This is a genomic window from Chroococcidiopsis sp. (assembly GCF_051657925.1).
Classification (GTDB): Bacteria; Cyanobacteriota; Cyanobacteriia; order Cyanobacteriales; family Chroococcidiopsidaceae; genus Chroococcidiopsis.
Genome location: NZ_JBOFLP010000142.1, coordinates 1 through 13,258 on the forward strand (window position 1 = coordinate 1; position 13,258 = coordinate 13,258).

At 45.4% G+C, this 13,258-nt stretch carries 15 protein-coding genes, 1 tRNA gene and 2 pseudogenes; 9 read left to right on the forward strand and 9 right to left on the reverse strand.

Going from position 1 to position 13,258, the window contains the following annotated elements; translation table 11 throughout:
• Window positions 1-169 precede the first annotated feature (169 nt).
• From ACRC32_RS10850 to ACRC32_RS10865, 4 genes are all read left to right on the forward strand, one after another.
• A complete protein-coding gene (locus ACRC32_RS10850) occupies window positions 170-733 on the forward strand; it encodes a cell division protein SepF (RefSeq protein ID WP_438553968.1) in 564 nt (187 codons plus the stop codon).
• A gap of 97 nt (window positions 734-830) precedes the next feature.
• Entirely contained in the window at window positions 831-1,712 is an 882-nt protein-coding gene (gene proC, locus ACRC32_RS10855) for a pyrroline-5-carboxylate reductase (protein WP_438553969.1), read from the forward strand.
• Window positions 1,713-1,900: 188 nt separating this feature from the next.
• Complete coding sequence (locus ACRC32_RS10860; RefSeq protein WP_438553970.1) at window positions 1,901-4,570, forward strand: DEAD/DEAH box helicase; 2,670 nt, start codon at window positions 1,901-1,903, stop codon at window positions 4,568-4,570.
• Window positions 4,571-4,670: 100 nt separating this feature from the next.
• On the forward strand, window positions 4,671-4,820 hold the full coding sequence (locus ACRC32_RS10865; protein WP_438553971.1) for a hypothetical protein: 150 nt from the start codon (window positions 4,671-4,673) through the stop codon (window positions 4,818-4,820).
• A 50-nt stretch (window positions 4,821-4,870) separates the two neighbouring features.
• On the opposite strand, the gene ACRC32_RS10870 is transcribed toward ACRC32_RS10865, so the two are convergent.
• Window positions 4,871-5,440 carry a plasmid pRiA4b ORF-3 family protein gene (locus ACRC32_RS10870; RefSeq protein ID WP_438553972.1) on the reverse strand — a complete coding sequence of 190 codons (570 nt, stop codon included), beginning with the start codon at window positions 5,438-5,440 and terminating at the stop codon, window positions 4,871-4,873.
• A 210-nt stretch (window positions 5,441-5,650) separates the two neighbouring features.
• Here ACRC32_RS10870 and ACRC32_RS10875 point away from each other — a divergent pair, with 210 nt between their 5' ends.
• A complete protein-coding gene (locus ACRC32_RS10875) occupies window positions 5,651-6,061 on the forward strand; it encodes an HIT family protein (RefSeq protein WP_438553973.1) in 411 nt (136 codons plus the stop codon).
• 33 nt (window positions 6,062-6,094) lie between these two features.
• On the opposite strand, the gene ACRC32_RS10880 is transcribed toward ACRC32_RS10875, so the two are convergent.
• The 8 genes and pseudogenes from ACRC32_RS10880 to ACRC32_RS10915 all read right to left on the reverse strand — a co-directional run bounded on the left by ACRC32_RS10880 (window position 6,095) and on the right by ACRC32_RS10915 (window position 10,208).
• Window positions 6,095-6,469 (reverse strand): salt stress protein, Slr1339 family, encoded by a 375-nt coding sequence (locus tag ACRC32_RS10880; RefSeq protein ID WP_438553981.1) that lies wholly within the window; start codon window positions 6,467-6,469, stop codon window positions 6,095-6,097.
• 66 nt (window positions 6,470-6,535) lie between these two features.
• Window positions 6,536-7,138 carry a vWA domain-containing protein gene (locus tag ACRC32_RS10885; RefSeq protein WP_438553974.1) on the reverse strand — a complete coding sequence of 201 codons (603 nt, stop codon included), beginning with the start codon at window positions 7,136-7,138 and terminating at the stop codon, window positions 6,536-6,538.
• Window positions 7,139-7,235: 97 nt separating this feature from the next.
• Window positions 7,236-7,507, reverse strand: a pseudogene (locus ACRC32_RS10890) (hypothetical protein); the annotation flags it as partial.
• Window positions 7,508-7,940: 433 nt separating this feature from the next.
• Window positions 7,941-8,387, reverse strand: coding sequence for a DUF29 domain-containing protein (locus ACRC32_RS10895; RefSeq protein WP_438553975.1), 447 nt, complete (start codon window positions 8,385-8,387; stop codon window positions 7,941-7,943).
• Window positions 8,388-8,417: 30 nt separating this feature from the next.
• A tRNA-Asn gene (locus ACRC32_RS10900) sits at window positions 8,418-8,489 on the reverse strand.
• A gap of 88 nt (window positions 8,490-8,577) precedes the next feature.
• A complete protein-coding gene (locus tag ACRC32_RS10905; protein WP_438553976.1) occupies window positions 8,578-9,129 on the reverse strand; it encodes an NYN domain-containing protein in 552 nt (183 codons plus the stop codon).
• Window positions 9,130-9,254: 125 nt separating this feature from the next.
• Complete coding sequence (locus ACRC32_RS10910; RefSeq protein WP_438553977.1) at window positions 9,255-9,923, reverse strand: energy-coupling factor ABC transporter ATP-binding protein; 669 nt, start codon at window positions 9,921-9,923, stop codon at window positions 9,255-9,257.
• 15 nt (window positions 9,924-9,938) lie between these two features.
• The gene (locus ACRC32_RS10915; protein ID WP_039715888.1) at window positions 9,939-10,208 is read right to left on the reverse strand and encodes a hypothetical protein; all 270 of its coding nucleotides are present in this window, start codon (window positions 10,206-10,208) and stop codon (window positions 9,939-9,941) included.
• A 139-nt stretch (window positions 10,209-10,347) separates the two neighbouring features.
• Between ACRC32_RS10915 and ACRC32_RS10920 the strand changes: the two genes are divergently transcribed.
• The 4 genes and pseudogenes from ACRC32_RS10920 to ACRC32_RS10935 form a co-directional block, all read left to right on the forward strand.
• On the forward strand, window positions 10,348-11,451 hold the full coding sequence (locus ACRC32_RS10920; RefSeq protein WP_438553978.1) for an AI-2E family transporter: 1,104 nt from the start codon (window positions 10,348-10,350) through the stop codon (window positions 11,449-11,451).
• A gap of 17 nt (window positions 11,452-11,468) precedes the next feature.
• The gene (locus ACRC32_RS10925; protein ID WP_438553979.1) at window positions 11,469-11,630 is read left to right on the forward strand and encodes a hypothetical protein; all 162 of its coding nucleotides are present in this window, start codon (window positions 11,469-11,471) and stop codon (window positions 11,628-11,630) included.
• Window positions 11,627-12,805 (forward strand): AI-2E family transporter, encoded by a 1,179-nt coding sequence (locus ACRC32_RS10930; protein ID WP_438553980.1) that lies wholly within the window; start codon window positions 11,627-11,629, stop codon window positions 12,803-12,805. Before ACRC32_RS10925 ends, ACRC32_RS10930 begins: the two co-directional genes overlap by 4 nt.
• A 305-nt stretch (window positions 12,806-13,110) precedes the next feature.
• Window positions 13,111-13,258: pseudogene (locus ACRC32_RS10935) on the forward strand (photosystem II D2 protein (photosystem q(a) protein)); the annotation flags it as partial.

Sequence of the window (13,258 nt, forward strand, 5' to 3'; positions counted from 1 at the left end):
ACTACAAAAAAGGCGATTTATCAAATTTCAAGAATTGCTAAGATTCGCAATGAAACCTCAAAAAGGCGGATAACATGAACGCCAACTTCCTAAATCATTGCTTATTTGGTAGTTGCTCGAAACGGTTTTTCCCAGTAGATTTGTAGCGTGTAACGCAAGGGAGAGTGAAGTGAGTACGTTTTCTAAGTTAAAGCATTGGCTCGTTGGTACTAACGAAGAGTACGAATACGAAGACGAATTCGATGATATTGAAGAATCAGGGGATGAGGCATACTCACCCGAACCTACCCCTGTGCCAGAAAAAGAAACGCGCCAGCAGCGTCGCTGGAATCAAGTTAACGCAGGTGGTAAAGGGAATGTAATTGATATGCATGGAGCATTGAACGGTAATTACGAAGTAGTTCTGATGGAGCCGCGTTCCTTTGAGGAAATGCCACAAGCCATTCAAGCTCTGCGCGATCGCAAGATGGTGGTGTTAAATTTAACAATGATGGAGCCAGACCAAGCACAACGTGCTGTGGATTTTGTGGCTGGCGGAACTTACGCGATGGACGGACACCAAGAGCGAGTGGGTGAAAGCATCTTCCTGTTTACACCGCTATGCGTTCAAGTCACAACTCCAGGAACTCTGGGTCACGACCTCCCACAAGCCGTACCTACACGTCCCCAGCGCATGAGTGCACCCGCACCCGCATGGACGGGTGAATCGACTAGAATAGCTCAATCTGGTTAAAATACGGTTCTTCAGCTCCTAGACGGTCAATCGTCATCAGTCATGAGTCATTGGTTACAAACATCAATACATACAAATGACAAACGACAAATGACACATGACAAAACAGACTGATAGCTATGAGCCGATCGCTATGGAAAAATCGTCAATTAAGTTAGGTATTATTGGTGGCGGGGTAATGGGAGAAGCCATTTTATCCCGCCTTATTAGTGGGCAAATTTATCAACCTCTAGAAATCATAGCCAGCGAACCGCAGCCGTCACGTCGCAATTTTTTGCAGCAACAATATGGCATTCAAGTAACAACAGAAAATGCCAAAGTCTTATCGGCAGAAACCGTTGTATTGGCAGTAAAACCGCAGATATTTGCAGCAATTAGCCAAGACTTGGCAGATATATCCAGTAGGGGCGCACAGCTGTGCGCCCCTACTACAACACAATTGCCATTGATAATTTCCATCATGGCAGGCGTAACCTTACAGCAGCTAGAGAAGGCTTTTCCTCATTTACCAGTTATTCGGGCAATGCCCAATACCCCTGCTACAGTTGGTGCAGGTATGACAGCGATCGCTCTAGGCGATCGCGCCAGCGACGTTCACAAACAAATTGCCCTGCAACTCTTTTCAGCAGTAGGAGAAGTCGTAGAAGTTTCAGAGTCGTTAATGGATGCCGTAACGGGACTTTCTGGTTCGGGTCCGGCTTACGTAGCCATCTTAGTAGAAGCATTAGCCGATGGTGGCGTAGCCGCAGGCTTACCCCGAAATATTGCTAATCAACTCGCCCAGCAAACTGTCAAAGGCACGTTGCAGCTCCTGCAAGAAACAAGCATTCACCCAGCCGAATTAAAAGATCGCGTCACTAGCCCCGGCGGAACGACAATTGCTGGAGTATCAGCCTTAGAAAAAGCAGGCTTTCGTTCTGCCCTAATTGAAGCCGTAGTTGCCGCAACAAGGCGATCGCGAGAACTGGGGAATCAGTGACCAGTGAAGAAAGGGTGTGGGGTGTAGGGTGTAGGGTGTAGGAAGTGTGGGAAGTGTGGGGTGTAGTGGATTGTTAACTGGTCACTGGTCACTGGTCACTGGTCAGGAGTCACTGATAACTGCTCCCTGCTCCCTAAATTTCCAAGATTGGTTACCCTATTAATAAAGGGTGTTGAATAAATTATTGAGTGAAAATTCCCCAACTGCAAGCTGACCTAAATCTAGAGAGTATTTTTCCGTTTGAGCTGGATGAGTTCCAACGACAGGCGATCGCGGCACTGAATGCCAATCGCTCCGTAGTTGTATGTGCGCCTACGGGTTCTGGCAAAACTTTAATTGGGGAATACGCGATCTATCGCGCCCTCTCTAGAGGCAAGAGAGTTTTTTACACTACGCCGCTCAAAGCGCTATCGAATCAAAAATTACGCGACTTTCGCGATCGCTTTGGGGCAGATTTGGTCGGATTGTTAACAGGCGATGTTTCGATCAACCGTGATGCACCAATCTTGGTGATGACTACGGAAATTTTTCGTAATATGCTCTACGGTACTCCCATTGGTGAAGTGGGAACATCCCTTGAAGGTGTAGAAGCGGTGGTTTTGGATGAATGCCATTACATGAACGATCGCCAGCGGGGGACAGTATGGGAAGAATCTATCATTTATTGTCCGCCAGATATTCAACTGGTGGCACTTTCAGCCACGATCGCCAATAGCGACCAACTGACAGATTGGATCTGTCGCGTTCATGGACCCACAGAGCTAATCTATTCTGAATTTCGTCCCGTTCCGCTCGAATTCTATTTTGGTAATCCTAAAGGAATATTTCCTTTACTCGATCCCAAGACTGGAAAAATCAATCCGCGACTGCGACCGAAAAAGGGTAGTAGCGACAGAAAGCAGGGACCCAGACCGGAAACTCCTAAGTTAATTGACACCGTGGGGCATCTCTACTCTAGAGATATGCTACCAGCCATTTACTTTATTTTCAGCCGTCGCGGTTGCGATAAAGCCGTCGAGGAACTAGCAGGCGTAACGCTAGTTAATCCAGAAGAAGCGGCTCAACTCAAAATCCAAATTGATGAATTTTTGCGCCGCAACCCAGATGCAGGACGTGTCGGACAAGTAGAACCTCTCTATCGCGGTATTGCCGCTCACCACGCGGGTATATTACCAGCCTGGAAGGGGTTAGTAGAAGAATTGTTTCAGCAGGGTTTAATTAAAGTTGTCTTCGCGACTGAAACCCTAGCGGCGGGAATTAACATGCCAGCGCGGACGACGGTAATTTCTACCTTATCCAAACGTACAGATCGCGGGCACCGCTTGCTCAATCCTTCCGAATTCTTGCAAATGGCAGGACGCGCCGGACGGCGAGGTATGGATAAGCTCGGTCACGTCGTCACTTTGCAAACGCCATTTGAAGGCGCGAAAGAAGCCGTATATCTAGCCACTGCTAAACCAGACCCGCTAGTGAGTCAGTTTGCTCCCAGCTACGGCATGGTGTTAAATCTGCTGCAAATTCATAATTTAGCAGAAGCGAAAGAGCTGATCGAGCGTAGTTTTGGGCAGTATCTCGCCACATTGTATTTGAAACCCCAATACGATGCGATCGCCGAGATGGAAGATCGACTTGCCGACTTGCAAACTCAAATGCAGTCGGTCGATGAGGATCGGTTAAATCATTATGAGAAATTGCGACAACGGCTCAAAGTTGAACGCCAACTCTTGAAAGTACTGGAAGAACAGGCATTAGAGGCACGACTAGAGCAATTGAGCCTGACGATTAATTTTGCGATGTCAGGTACGTTATTGAGTTTGCGCGGCAAGCATGTCCAAACATCAACGCCCATCCCAGCGGTGTTGGTAGCGAAAATTCCTGGTTCGGGACAAGCACCTTATTTTATTTGTTTGGGTCGAGATAATCGCTGGTACGTAGCAGCTAGTAGCGATATAGCAGATTTATTTGCCGAATTTGCTCGATTAGATATTCCCGAACATCTGATGCCACCTGTAGAAATGCCACTCAAACCAGGGCAAGCGCGTAAAGGGAATGAAGAAACAGCAACAATTGCGGCACAAATTCCCGACCTACCTCCGTGGCACGCTGCACCGGAGGTTTTAGAACAACAACACCGAGTTATTGCCGTACAAGAGCAACTAACAGCCCATCCTTTGCATCATTTAGGCAATCCCGCTAGTATTCTCAAACGCAAGACTAGAATTGCTCAACTGCAAACAGAAATCGAGGAAACAGAGGCAGAGTTAGAACGTTACGCCCACCGTCACTGGGAAGAATTTCTGCACTTAATGGAGATTTTGCAGCGGTTTGGGGCTTTGGACGATCTTACGCCAACTAACTTAGGCAAAATTGCTGCTGCTGTCAGAGGAGATAACGAACTGTGGTTGGGTTTAGCCCTTGCCAGTGGCGAACTAGACAATCTCGCTCCCCATCACCTTGCTGCGGCGATCGCGGCGCTAGTCACGGAAACACCCCGCCCCGATAGTTGGGTACGCTATCTTTTATCAGAAGAAGTCGATATTGCCTTGGCGAGTATCCGTCCGATTCGGCGACAGTTATTTCAATTGCAGCGCCGCCATAACGTCACAATTCCAATTTGGTTGGAATACGATTTAGTAGCTTTAATCGAGCAGTGGTCGCTAGGCGTAGAATGGACGGAATTATGTGCTAATACGAGTTTAGATGAAGGTGATGTCGTCAGATTGCTGCGCCGAACGTTAGATTTACTCTCTCAAATTCCTCACGTTCCATTTTTGTCAGAATCTTTACGTCGCAATGCTTATCGGGCAATTCAACTGATGGATCGTTTCCCAGTTAACGAAGTACTCGAAGAAGAATAAGAAATTGATAGATACGACCACAAAAACTGTTGACATTCGCGAGATGCAAGCATAGCTTTCAGAATTAATATTATTAGTATCTGCTGGCACTGAAATTATTTTGACCGATGCTAGTAAGCCGTTGGCTCGTCTGTTACCATTTGCTAGCGATTCTGCCTCACGCATAGCAGGGTTACATACAGGTGCAATTCAAACTAGTGACGATTTTGATGACCTACTTCCTGACGATTTTTGGGCTAAAGATAAGTGAAAGTACTGCTCGATACTCATACTTTCATTTGGTGGGATAGTGAACTTGCTTCAGCGAATCCGCTTCAACTGTTGATTTACTTCGTCTAGATAGAAGGCTTCTGGATCGAACGCACCACCAATCCATTCCAACATCGATTCATGTTCTGGATGGTTTGGGTCTTGAATTGCTTCCAAAAATTCTGCATAACCCCAAACTCCGCCACAATCTTCCGGCGGACAGGCACGTTTACCTGTTAAACACAAAGGATAGTGCGTCTGCGGTTCGGCTGGCAATACCTTCTCTACTAAAATTTCATGCTCCCAAGAATCGCCCATGTCATAGGTATAGTGGAATTTGAACTTTTCCCCTGGTACGACTTGACTTAACTTTGTCGTCTGTTCGTTCCGCATACCGAGGTCATAATCTGGCATTGGTTGCCCGTATTCTACGCCTTGAATTGTGAAAGTATGAAGATGGGAATTTGTCCAGCTCATTGCCTCTTGAATAATTCGATGCAATTTAGCCAGCGTGATGTCGCTGTAGACTTGCACTCGTCTCCAAATCGGCGGACGCAAATCTTGAAGCGTAATTTTCAGTTGATAAACCGATCGCTCTGTTGTTTGTTTGCGGGGTGGCATAATTTGAGTTGAGAATTAAGATTTTTGATATTGTTTCACGCGATCGCCCGCTTGCCAACCCTAATACCATTTTAGATTTTGAATTTTAGATAATGGAATTGTAAAACTCCTGTTATTCGGTATTTTCAGCAATCTAAATGTTGCAACAATAAAACAAAATGGTATAACGATAGACAAAACTGAAAAACTTCAAAAAGAGTTTAAACAGTAATGAATGATTGTATTTTTTGTCAAATTATTGAAGGTTCAGCACCAACGCATAAGATTTGGGAGAATGAAAATTTCCTTGCTTTTTTATCTATTGGACAAATTAATCCAGGTCACACGCTACTGATTACCAAGAAGCATGTAGACTATATTTTTGATTTAGAAGAACCGCTATATTCTAAAATATTTCAAGCTGCAAAACATTTATCTCAACCTCTTCAAGATGCAATGAAAGCTAAACGGATCGGTGTGGCAATTGAAGGATTTAGCGTTCCTCATATTCACATACATCTCGTTCCAGTAAATGATGGAAACGAACTTGACCCGAACAGAGCTATAAGATTATCTGATGCAGAACTTGCGAAGATTGCTGTCAAGATAAGAAAGAAATGCGATCGCTTTATTGTTCCATAGAGATACAAAGACGCAAAGAAAAAAATATTAGCATTAGCTAGAACTTTCTAGCAGATAATCAATTGCTGCTGCTAATTTAGACTCGTATTTCTCGGCAAACCGTTCAAACCACAAACCTTCAGGAGAAAACGGATCTAACTTGTCCAACCACGCTTGAGCCGTTTTTTGCAACTCTTTTCGTTTTTCTTGCTGAAGTTGCTGTTGTTTTAGTTGTTCGGCTTTTAATTGTGCTTGTCTAATTTCTTCTTGTTCGCAATCTTGGCGATCGTAATCAGATTTTACTTGCTCTAATAAGCGATCGATCGCATCACCAGATTTAGCTGCTGGTGGCTGAGAACTGGATTTTGTAGGCTGCGGCTTCTCGTTTTCAACCTTGAGTTCGGATAGCAGGCGATCGATCTCATCCATATATTTAGCAAAACCGAAAGTGCGCTTTTCTTCCTGTCTTGAGGAAACTGCGATCGCCATTCTAGCTCAATCGCCGATTGCGTTTAATAGCACTTCTGATAGACTCATATCTTCTAAGTCATCTAGCGTTACCGTGTCGCAGATATCAAATTTAGCACCAACTCCCTGCAATTGATCGTCTAAAGCTTGGAGAAATTTGGTGGCTTGCGGATCGGAACCAACTTGAATCATCGAAATTGCTAATTCTTCATCCCGTTCCATCTGACGGGTAGCATTGATGATAACTTCAAACACCGCACGGCGATCGTCTGGTTCCCCATCAGTGACAACGATAATCGTCTCTCCCTCTGGTTTTGTCTGTCCCTTGGCTTTGCGTTGAAAGTAGTTATTAGTCGCATCTTGCAGCACAGATGCTAAATTTGTCGTCCCCACTGGATCGTTTTCTAAAAAGATTTGAGAGACTTTCGCTGATGTCACATCATCGTAACGCTTAAATTTACCGGAAAAAACATACACGGTAATACCGTCGGGATCGAACTGTTCGCACTTTCGCGCCACTGCTAAGGTAGACTCTTGGGCAACTTCCCATCTACTTTTACCCCCTTGTTGGTCGGGAGTGGACATACTGCCGCTTTTGTCAAGAATTAAGGTGTAGTCGCGGTCTTTCATGCTAGTCTCCTATGCTCGGCTGGGTCTAGTCTAGCCGTCGATCGCTTTTCCGTCAGCTGTTGGAAAGCGCGTTAGCGCATCCCAAAGCAATTTAGCTTTAATCCCACCATATGAAATCACAACTGCATCGCGATCGCGTCGAACGTCTTCACCTTCAAGTGCTGCTTCCAACCTAGTTCTGAGTCGGCGCTGAAGCCGCAAACCATATTCTTCATTCTTACCGTCACATATATCTACCGAATCAGTTCGCCACTTTTTACCCAAATCTAAAAGTTGGGACACAGTTGTATCCTGGTTTTCTGTCAGGATGTATAGCGTATCCGCAGGATAGGCAACGAAATGGATGATGCTAGTCTCAGGATTGGGAAGTAAATTACTGAGTTGTCTGCTGTTCAACTCCCGTACCAGCTTTTCTGCAAACACTGATTGAATCTTTTCTAGATAAACCCCTCGATCTTCCAACCCTGGATACAGTCTGTTTGCCTGTTCTAACTCTGCACAAAGTTCGTCAAAACACCGATCTACCTCAGATCTAGAGACAAATATTTCTTCAGACTCAGCAACTCCATCCAATATTTCATCAAGGCTACCATCATCCTCATGCTGCCAAATTAGGATGTAAAAAATGCCGTAGCTGTATGGAAACAGGAGATCGAAAAGATAGCTAAACTGCTTCTCTGTCTGAATCCGATGAAACAACCAAGACTCTTCAGGAATGGCTTGGTAGTATGTTGAAAGACCCACAATCCTACATGTTCCTTTAAAGTCTAATGTATGAAGGATATTGTACGCCCTCTCCTCCCTACTCTCGATCCCCTAGATCGTCAGGCAAGAAATCAACAGCTAGGATCTGCTCTACTGTGTAAAGGCACTCTGGAGGAAAAAATGCAGATGGTATTCCCGTCTCTTCCGATGCCCATTCGCAGGCTTCTGCATATGCTTCTACCAAAATCTCTGCTACATATGGCTTGAGTGAAGGTTGATCCTTAAATAGCCGACCGATCCGCTTTCTACCATTGCTAATAGAACCGCGCCAACTACCACTGCGCATTTGCGGCTGATATTGCCACTTCAACAAATGGGAAAGAACTACAACCAAATAGCTGTAAAGTTCGCGTTTGTTGCTTTTATTCAACTGCTCTAACTCTTCAATTAGGTTGTCTACGTCTAGTTGCTCCCATTGATGAGTTTTTAGGCGCTCGATCTGCTCGGTTAACCACAATCCGTAGTCTGTATCGTATGCAGTCATCGTGCTGCCTCTTAATTTATTTTTAATTAACTCCCCAGGTAAGATTCGAACTTACGACCAATCGGTTAACAGCCGACCGCTCTACCACTGAGCTACTGAGGATTGCGAATATTTATATTAACGCTTATAAATGGGTTTTGCAAGTATTTGACTAGTTTTTTGCAAGAATTTTTTTCCTACTCTGCCAAACTTACAAGCCAAAGCGCATCTGAGCTAGCTTTTGTCGTGCTTTCGGGTCGATCGCCGAAGCTAAAAACCTACCAGATGATTGCTTGCCGTGTTTGTGCTTGCGGCGCGATCGCATCGTAGCCGCCTCAACTTCCTGTCTCAGTTGCAATGCTGAGAGCCATTCCGCACCGTAACCCATTACAGTTAGTTGCTGAGGGCGATCGGAGGTAGCAACAATCAAACGGGAGCAGAGCGAGCGATTTAAATACTGCCTGTAGTATGCCGCGCAGATTCTTTCTATATATGTATCTGCCGTTTCGCCAAAATTGGTGTAGTATACAGATAGATTTTCTGTTTTGACTTCTTGAGTCCCAATAGTCTGCTGATACTGAGCGTCAAAAACAATTTGAGTACTTAATCCCTTAAAAGCACTGTAACTAATTAAAGCTTCTGCCAACTGCCACCGCGCTGCCTCTAATCCGTCACGATCGCGGGCTATTTTTAGGTGTTGCCAAGCGCCAATGATGTTGTAGCCGTCTACTAGCAAAATAGGTTGAGTCGAAGGGGGTGACATGGTTCGCAGTGAATGTTACTAAATATAAAATTTATTATTCACAATTTTAATCTTTGTTTGCGTATCACGCATGACACTCAGAGGGAAATAGCAAGGGCTTGGCAGTGCCAAGCCCTTGCTGTGTCCTACGCTGCGACTTCCATCAGTTTTTGTCGCAACCGTTTTGGTTCTCCCCGATCGATCAGACAGCCGCGTTCGAGTAAAAAAGCACCGTCGCAATAGTTCAACTCGTCGAGACGATGCGTTACCCAAAGGGCTGTCATTCCCCGACTTTTAACCAAATTTTGCACCTGCGCCACCAAATCAAGTTGACTATCGGGATCGAGGAGGGCTGTAGGTTCGTCAAGCAACAAAACTTCGCAACGACGGGCGATCGCCCCAGCAATAGCAACGCGCTGCTTTTGTCCTCCACTCAGGGCATAAATCGGACGACGCTGTAGTTCTAATAAATTTACCGCAGCTAGCGCTTCTGTGACTCGCTGACGGACTTGAGAGATGGAGAGTTTTTCTTCCACCAACCCAAAAGCCACGTCAGCCCCCACAGTCGGCATTACGAGTTGGTGATCGGGATTTTGGAAGACAAAGCCAACTGGATGCACGATGCCAATTTGACCGGACTGAGGTGTTAACAAATCTGCTAACAACCGCAGTAAAGTAGACTTACCGCTACCGTTGACTCCCAACAACATCCAAAACTCTCCCTTTGGTACTTCTAAAGAGAGAGATTGAAAAACTCGTTCTCCGCTAGACCAACTAAAGCACAAATCCCGAACTTGAATGGCAGATTCAGCCATTGACACCCCAGCTAGTTATTTAGATTCAGTAAAGGCAAAAAAGCCAGGGGTTTTGCCAGCAGCCGTGCTGTCTTTTTGCGAGATCTGCACCCCAGAAATTTCGCTGGTACGGACGGCGACTTTCTTTTCTGGCTGGCGATCGCACGTCAGTTCGATAATCTCTGGATTTCCACTGCGCATTGCTGCCAGAATTTGATTGTATGCTGCTTCTGCATCCGCAGTTTCCTTCCGTTGTACTGACACCGGAAAGGCTGTGTTTTTGATTGTCAAGTCGATCGTGAACATTTTATCTTCAACATCGTGACTAAGCTGCTCTCATCTTAACCTTTGCGACTGAACTACCTGATGGAATCGCAAGAAAGAGGTGAGCCTTGCATCTTTTGAGCGAAAATCGATCGCAGGCTGATGCTAGGTGTGAAAGGGTATGAATGGTTCCAAAAATAAATTGTGGCAATGGTTGGCGATCGCTCTGCCATTTCCTTTACTTGTATTTAATGGGTGGCTGGCACTTCTAGTTTTTCAGTATTTTCAACCTCTAATCACCATATTCGGCTTAGCAGCGGTATTAGCCTTCATTCTGAATTACCCCGTGCAGTGGCTTCAACAGCACCAAGTACAACGCCAATATGCAGTATTCTTAGTCTTTCTCATAGCTTTAGTCACATCGATAGCTTTAGGTATTACCTTAATTCCGCTACTCATAGAAGAGTTAAGCGAAGGTGCGAGACTACTACCGCAATGGATTGACGCTGGAACGGCAAAGCTAAAAATGATAGACACCTGGGTAGAAACGCAGCAGCTACCTTTCGATCTGACTCATTTAACCACACAAGTAAGCGATCGCCTCCCAGATGAACTACAGTTTCTCGGCGAAGAACTAGTAATGCTAATTATTGGCACGATTGATAGCGTTTCCGAGGCAATTTTAACTGTCGTGCTAACGTTTTACCTCTTATTGGACGGCGAACGGCTTTGGCATGGCATTTTTGGACGTTTACCATCTCGCTGGAGTATTCCACTACAGCGATCGCTTCAGCAAAACTTTCAAAATTATCTGATCGGTCAGGTGGCACTAGCCGCACTAGTCGGTACAGCCATGACTTTAGCATTTGTGGCTTTAGGAGTCCCTTTCGGATTGCTATTCGGCTTAGGAATCGGCGCAATGACTTTAATTCCCTTTGGAGATGTTTTAAGTTTCAGCCTCGTTGGACTGTTAGTCGCCGTACATGACTTCTGGCTGGGAGCCAAAACATTAGCGGTAGCTGTATTAGTTGACCAAATTATCGATCAAGCGATCGCTCCTCGGTTATTGGGTAGTTTTACAGGCTTAAGCCCGATTGGAGTGCTAATAGCTTTGGCAGTAGGGACTAAAATTGGGGGGTTACTGGGTTTACTCACAGCCGTCCCGATCGCGAGTTGTTTGAAAAATCTTTTCGATCTCTTCCTCCCCGTGTCAGAAGATGCTTTAAATCCCGCAGAGACATTACATTTTAAAGGGAGCAGGGAGCAGGGAGCGCACGAGCAGTAATCAGTGACCAGCGATCGGTGACCAGTAACCAGCGATCGGTGAAGACAGTAATTATGACTAACCACTCACTACACCCCACACTTCCCACACTTCCCACACCTCCCACACCCCACACCCCACACCCCACACCCCACACCCCACACCCCACACCCCACACCCTTTCTTCACTCAAACGATGAACCGCGCCTTTTTACCGATTCAACAATTTCTGATCACTTGGCTGCTGATCTTGGTTTCAGTGTCGGTGACGCTTCGAGCCTTGGGTTATGTAGGCGAATTATTAAGTATTGTCATTAGCGCCGCTCTAATTGCCTTTTTGCTCAACTATGCCGTAGCTGGATTGCAAACTTTTTTACCCCGCACGGTAGCAGCCGGACTCGTCTACTTGGGAGCGGGATTTGTCTTTACGATTGTCGCGTTGACTGTAGTACCGCTTGTATTTAACCAGGCGCGGCAGTTGGTGAATAACTTACCAACCATTCTCGATTCGGCTCAGGAACAATTAAATACTTTTCAAGCCTGGAGCGCTCAATATAACTTACCCTTTGATGTCCAGTTGCTTGTATCGCTGTTATTGGATCGGCTGCAAACCCAGGCTGAAGCGATCGCAGTTAAAAGTCTAGGCTTGGCGATCGGTACGTTTAATTGGTTTTTGGACGCAATTCTAATTTTAGTCCTCTCCTTCTACATGCTGATTGATGGGGAAAGGGTGTGGAATAGTTTGACGAGTATCCTCTCGCCTCAAATTCGCTCTGGCTTAACTGCTGCCTTGCAACGCAATCTCCAGCGCTTTGTCTCAGGACAGCTCTTGCTAGGGTTATTTATGGCTGTCACGCTCACCATCGCTTTTTCGACACTGCGAGTGCCGTTTTTCCTCTTATTTGCCGTTTTTATTGGCTTAACAGAAGTTATTCCTTTTATTGGTGCGACTTTAGGTATTGGTACGGTCGCGATCGTGGTTGCTTTTATCGACTGGTGGCTTGCGCTTCAGGTTTTGGCGATCGCAGTTGCCCTACAACAAATCAAAGATAATTTAGTTGCACCTCGGATTATGGGCAATCTGACGGGTTTATCGCCCGTGGCTATTTTCATCTCTCTATTACTGGGGGCGCAATTGGGCGGATTTTTAGGTGTGATTCTCGCCATTCCCCTAACTGGAGTCGCAAAAAGTTTGGCAGAAATTGTTCTCGATCCGACTCTACCACCCCAAACGGGGTCTTTCTTCCACAATCCTTTTGCTGATGACGTCGATGCAGATGCTGAGGTTGATGGTATGACTTCAACCAAACGTTTCTCAGAAATGGAAGATCTAAGTGTGACAGATGCGGCAACTGAAGCAAGAAAAAACTTATAAGTTGAAGTAAATTAATAAAATTATCCAATCATATTTTCCAAATAATACGTCCTTAGACGGATTCAACTAGGCGTTCTATCTTGCTAGAGACAGGAAAAAACCTGCAATCTCGCGATCGAATTCATTCAATAAGGTTGTTGCAATTTCCGGTTCAGTTGTACAAATAATAATTAGAGTGAGTTAAGATTCGTAAAGTGAGTTTACAACTCGGTCTACTTTCTGCCTAACGTGAAAGTAAACGCTTTTAAAGTTGGGCGTAAAGCTCGCAAAAAAGTAATCATAAGAAGATTTGGAGATTTGTCCTCATGACAATCGCAGTAGGACGCGCACCGAGTCAAAGAGGATGGTTTGACGTTCTCGACGACTGGCTCAAGCGCGATAGATTTGTATTCGTCGGCTGGTCGGGGCTATTATTATTCCCCTGCGCCTACCTAGCACTAGGTGGATGGCTGA

Excerpts from the sequence above, each read along its gene's own strand:
- ACRC32_RS10870 (WP_438553972.1), bottom strand. The coding sequence starts at position 5,440 with ATGCCACCCCGCAAACAAACAACAGAGCGATCGGTTTATCAACTGAAA.
- ACRC32_RS10915 (WP_039715888.1), bottom strand. The coding sequence starts at position 10,208 with ATGTTCACGATCGACTTGACAATCAAAAACACAGCCTTTCCGGTGTCA.
- ACRC32_RS10885 (WP_438553974.1), bottom strand. The coding sequence starts at position 7,138 with ATGAAAGACCGCGACTACACCTTAATTCTTGACAAAAGCGGCAGTATG.
- ACRC32_RS10930 (WP_438553980.1), top strand. The coding sequence starts at position 11,627 with ATGAACCGCGCCTTTTTACCGATTCAACAATTTCTGATCACTTGGCTG.
- ACRC32_RS10905 (WP_438553976.1), bottom strand. The coding sequence starts at position 9,129 with ATGTCACCCCCTTCGACTCAACCTATTTTGCTAGTAGACGGCTACAAC.
- ACRC32_RS10910 (WP_438553977.1), bottom strand. The coding sequence starts at position 9,923 with ATGGCTGAATCTGCCATTCAAGTTCGGGATTTGTGCTTTAGTTGGTCT.
- ACRC32_RS10895 (WP_438553975.1), bottom strand. The coding sequence starts at position 8,387 with ATGACTGCATACGATACAGACTACGGATTGTGGTTAACCGAGCAGATC.
- ACRC32_RS10875 (WP_438553973.1), top strand. The coding sequence starts at position 5,651 with ATGAATGATTGTATTTTTTGTCAAATTATTGAAGGTTCAGCACCAACG.
- ACRC32_RS10880 (WP_438553981.1), bottom strand. The coding sequence starts at position 6,469 with ATGGATGAGATCGATCGCCTGCTATCCGAACTCAAGGTTGAAAACGAG.
- proC (WP_438553969.1), top strand. The coding sequence starts at position 831 with ATGACAAAACAGACTGATAGCTATGAGCCGATCGCTATGGAAAAATCG.
- ACRC32_RS10920 (WP_438553978.1), top strand. The coding sequence starts at position 10,348 with ATGAATGGTTCCAAAAATAAATTGTGGCAATGGTTGGCGATCGCTCTG.